Source organism: Streptomyces oryzae (assembly GCF_017676365.1).
Classification (GTDB): Bacteria; Actinomycetota; Actinomycetes; order Streptomycetales; family Streptomycetaceae; genus Streptomyces; species Streptomyces oryzae.
In genome coordinates, this window is the sequence record NZ_JADKMA010000320.1 from 1 (window position 1) to 4,697 (window position 4,697).

3 protein-coding genes and 2 pseudogenes are annotated in these 4,697 nt (G+C 73.8%); all 5 read right to left on the reverse strand.

The annotated features are described in order from the left end of the window. Positions 1-1,416, reverse strand: a pseudogene (locus ITI46_RS33285) (lantibiotic dehydratase); the annotation flags it as partial. 85 nt (positions 1,417-1,501) lie between these two features. After that, on the reverse strand, positions 1,502-2,389 hold the full coding sequence (locus tag ITI46_RS33290; RefSeq protein WP_307808423.1) for a thiopeptide-type bacteriocin biosynthesis protein: 888 nt from the start codon (positions 2,387-2,389) through the stop codon (positions 1,502-1,504). Between the two features lie 324 nt (positions 2,390-2,713). Continuing rightward, positions 2,714-3,493 (reverse strand): tetratricopeptide repeat protein, encoded by a 780-nt coding sequence (locus tag ITI46_RS36175; protein ID WP_372452134.1) that lies wholly within the window; start codon positions 3,491-3,493, stop codon positions 2,714-2,716. A 5-nt stretch (positions 3,494-3,498) separates the two neighbouring features. After that, positions 3,499-4,182 (reverse strand): tetratricopeptide repeat protein, encoded by a 684-nt coding sequence (locus ITI46_RS36180; RefSeq protein WP_372452135.1) that lies wholly within the window; start codon positions 4,180-4,182, stop codon positions 3,499-3,501. 139 nt (positions 4,183-4,321) lie between these two features. Then, positions 4,322-4,697, reverse strand: a pseudogene (locus tag ITI46_RS33300) (pentapeptide repeat-containing protein); the annotation flags it as partial.

Genomic DNA, 4,697 nt, shown 5'->3' on the forward strand with positions numbered 1-4,697 from the left:
CGGCCCCTCCTGCCCCGCCGCCTTCCCGTCCGTCCCCGCGTCCGCCTCGCACAGCGCCGCGACCCGCCGCGCCAGGGCCAGGCCCTCGGCGACAGCGTGCACGTCCCGCACGGCGGCCTGCGGGGGCAGGCCTCGTACGGATGCGGGGGAACTCAACGTGCGTGCAGCAGGCTCCAGTTTGCGGTACGAGTCGAGGAACGAGCCCCGTGCCGCCTCACCCTGGAGCGGAATGCGCGGCCCCGGAGCCTGCATCGTCCAGTGGAGCCGGCGGGCTTCAGGGACGCCACAGACCTGCAGCACGCCGAGACAGTGAAGGTGTGCCAGGAAGGCCCGCAGCACCGGACGCGAGGACGGCGGCGCGAGACTCGCCTCGAGAGCGCCCAGGGTGCGGGGCGCCGGTTCGAGGAAGTTGAGCACCGCCTCCAGCATGGGCGTACGGCGCAGGGTGAGCCGTCGCAGCCGCCCGCCGCCGTCGGGCCGCGGATCGACGACACAGACGTGCAGCTCTCCCGCACCGGGGGCGCCACTGGTGTGCCGCAGCGGCGCGGGCGCGAGGAGCATCTGTGGGCCCGCGGCGGACAGATCCAGATCACGGAGCCGCAGCCACAGCCAGTGCACGTTCTCGGTCCGCCGCGCGGCCACCTCGCCCAGCGCCCAGCCCCAGCCCGGCTCCGGCAGCAGTCCGCCCTGCTGTCCGGCGGCGTCGGCCCGCACAGGAAGGACGGCCAGTTGACCCGCCCAGCCGCGTGGGGTCGTCTTCGCCGCGGCCCGCCCCAGCGCGCGCCACAGATAGCAGACGCGCTTGCGCTGCCGCTTGCCGCACCAGGGCTCACCCGCCGCGGCGCGCCGCTCCAGATCCCGTACGGCGCCCGGCGCGGCCTCCTCCACGAGGCTGCCCAGCGCAGGGTCGGTGCGGGCCAGCCCCAGCAGCGCCAGGCTCGTCCGCTCCCGCTCCGCGGCGACCTCGCGCCCGAACGCGCCGTACGAGACCCGGAGCGCCGCCGTCTCGTCGCCGAGTTCCCGCAACTCCCGTACCAGATCCGGGTCGATGGCCGCGAGGATCCCGGGGTCGGGGAGGACGGCCGGAAGGTCTTCGGGGACGTCGCCCGAGTGCAGCCGGCGCCGCAGGGTCAGCGCTGCGCGCCGGTCCGCCGTCGTCAGCCGCCGGTCCGGAACGATCTCATCGCCGAGCCGCACACTCGCCGCCCGGGCGCGCTCGGCGATCCGCCCGCGCCGGTCGGCCAGTTCGTCCGCCCGCCGGAACAGCTCCGGGCTCCCGGCCCGGCACCACTGCTCCACCGGGACACCCGCCACCCGCAGGAGAGCGGTCGATCCGAGAGAGACCGACTGGTCGGTACGTTCCGGCGAGTAGGGCGACACCGCGGGGAAGCCGTCCAGCGGCAACGCGCGGGGCACCGGAACGGCCGGGCCCCCGCATTGCGGGCGGGGCGGGTGTTGCGGGTCTTGCGGGCGGTCCGGCCCGCGGCTCGTGAGGGCGACGTCAGCGTCCGGTCGGCGTGCCCGCACGGGAAACACCTCCCTCGGTCGCCAGCGCGTCGGTCAGAATGCTCTGGCGAGCGGGGGACAGCCGGCCGCGGTTCCAGTGGAAGACGGTGAAGTACGCGGCAGCCGTACGCGGCCCCATCGTCGCCCCACCCGCCTCGAAGTACCCCTGGCGCCAACGGGTGGCCGCCTGGCGGACCGCGTCGGCGTGCCGGATCAGCGCGGGACGGCGCTTCGCGGGGAAGGCGCGCAGGGCCTCTTCGCGGGACGCGCGCCAGTACGCGACGATGCCGGCGGCGGCCTGCTGCCGTGCCGCAGGGTCGACGCCCGCCGCCGCACCTCTCAGCCCGCGCCCGGCCTCGCCGCTCAGGGCCTGCCACACCCCGCGGTGCTCCCAGCCGACGATGCCCAGCCCGGCGAACAGCTCCCGCAGCAGCAACAGCGAATGGCGCCAGGCCGTCAACTGGCCCTCACGACCGGCGTGCGCGACATGGTGGTCCAGCCAGGCGAACGAATCGAGGGTGAACAGGTCGTGCACGTACGCCATCGACGCCGGCCCGCCGAAGAGATACTGCTCCGGCTCGTACACCACGCACACCGGCCGCGTCCCGGTCCCTGCACACCGGGCGAGCCGCCGTAGCAACTCGGCCCGCAACGGTGCCGCGTCGTCAGCCCCGGGCGCCTGGAAGCGGACCCGCATTCCGGGGGCCTTGTGCATGAAGAAGAAGTTGCGCGCCCGCTCTGCGCCAAGGAATTCGCGTGCCACCACGCCCAGTTCCGCACAGAAATGCGCGCGGGCCCGCTCGTCCTGCTCCAGAGCCAGATTGACCTGCGCCCACGGCGGGCCGTCGTCCCGCATGTCCCGCGCGGCGGCGAGGCCGGCCACAACTCCTGCCGTCAGAGCCGCCCGACCCCGCGATCGCATCTCCCGCAGCCGCTCCCCGACAGCGGACCGGGAATGCGGTGGGCGCAGCAAATACCAAGCATCGGGCAATTCCCGCCCCTTTCGCCGGTGATTACGCTGCCGCAATCACGTCACAAAGGGACTTGCCCGCCTTTCCAGCGACCGAATGACCGGCCCACATTCTTCATACAACCGGCAGTTGTGCGCCGGAGCACTGTCCGACCCCGCAGGCGCACGCCCGGCGGCCCGGCGCCGCTGAGCGCAGGCGAGCCACCAGCCACCGCCGTCTGTCTGGCTCCTCCCCCCTCAGCCGTCCGCGGGCCTTGGGGCAATTGCGCCTGCCGCACCGGGGGTTCCCGCCTGAGCGAGCGCCCTTTTACCGGGAGCGGCGAGGTCCATGGCCTTGTCACGTGCGGTGGCGGCCAGCGCTGCCCTGCCCAACTCGTCGGCGAGACGGGCTTGTCCGAGCCAGTTGTACGGACTGGTGGGGCGCAGGCTGAGCCGTTCGCTCAGCAGGGTGCGGGCCAGATCGAAGCGCCTGGCGCGCAGGGCGGCCTCGACCAGCGTGCGCTCCACCGCGTCCCGTTGCGCATGGCTCCCGCCGAACGTATGGAGCCTCCCGCGCAGTGGCAGCAACAGCTCGACGGCCTCCTCATACCGCCCCCGCGCAAAGGCGATCAACGCGCGGCAGACCGGCAGCCCGATCTCGGCCGTCATGGTGTGATTGGTGACGCCCGGATGCGGACGATCCGCCCACTCCGTACGGTCGGCCACCAGCGCCTCGGCCTCCCGCACCCGGCCGGCCCCGAGACAGGCCATCACCGCGTGGGTGTCGTTGAACGCGTAGTGAGGACCATCGCCGCGCGCCGCCCAGGCATCGGCCAGCGGGCCCCACCTCTCCCCGACAGCGCGCCGCGCCTCGTCCCCGTCCAGATAGAGCCGCCACAGCAGCGCGGCCGCATCCAGCAGTTCCAGCACCAGGCCCGCGGAGGAACCGGGATCGAGCACGGCGTCGTAGATCTCCAGCACCCGTCCCGTATCGCCTGCCTCCAGCGCGTAGAGGGCGTAGTGCCACCAGTTGTGCACCGCCATCATGTTGTTGGCGCCCCAGTCCCGGGTCCGGGCGTCGAGATAACGAATGCCTCCGCGAAGCGCCCCTGCATCTCGAAGGTGTGCACGACCGCGTGGACGCCCCACACGTCGGCCGGCTGCCGCTCCACAGCGGCCGCCGCCATCTCTTCCGCCCGCGCGTAGTGTCCCGACTCCTCCAGACCGAAGCCGAACATGCCCAGCAGCGGGCCGTAGTGCGGATCCTCCTCGTCCCAGGCCGTCAGCGCCCCGCCGATCCGGTCGCGCAGCGAGGGGGCGTTCCCGGTGAAGAAGTCGATCTGGTGCCCGACTGCCAGCGCCAGCGTGTCCCGCGGCCAGCAGACGTTGATCTCCCGCAGCAGCGCCCCCGCTCGCTCGATGTCCCCACCGAGCCAGACGGACGCCGCGCACAAGTGGGCCCGCTCGCGCTCGGTGAACGCGGTGTGATCCGCCCCGGCACGGAACCGCGCGAACTCCTCGCCCGCGGCCACCGCCTGGGTGTGCTCCGTACCGAGCAGCCCCAGATACGCGGCGAACGCCTGGCCCATCGGCGCCCCGGGCGCCACTCGCCGCAACGCACCGACAGACTCGGCGACATCACCCCGGAAGAACAGCAGCGAGTCGACCGCACTCTCGTACCACGCCGCCGCCTCCTCGGCTCCGTCGCCGTTCCCGAGCCCGCTCATCTCCAGCCCCTGCCGGTCCCGCCGCCGAGAGCCGCCCCGCCCAGCCCTCGCCACCTCTGCCGGATCACCCCTCCCGGAGGCAGTCACCTCCCCCTCCGCAGCGGGCTCCTCCACGGCCGGCCCGCCGGGCGCGGGTCGCTCACTCGGTGGGGCGGTGCCCCGACTGACCGGTGCCGTTGCTGCGGCGTACCGCTCCCCCGCTCCGTTTGCCGCGTCCTCCACGCCCGGTGCGCTGCTCATCGCTGTTCCTCCCGCCGACGCCGCCACCGCCGCCCGCGGTGGTCTTCGCACGCGGCATACCCCGCGCCTGCCGCGCCGCCTCATGCTGCCCGGGCCGAGGGCCGGGCAACCAGTGAGCGGGGCGGGTCAGCGTGTCGGGGACGGTGGTGGCGGTCAGGGTGGTCAGGTCGTCGAGGGCCGCCGCGTGCTGGCGCAGCAGGGCTGTTCGGCGGGCACTGTCGGCGAGGAGCGCGTCGTCACGGTCGGCCTCGTCGCCGAGGAGGTCGGGGATGAGG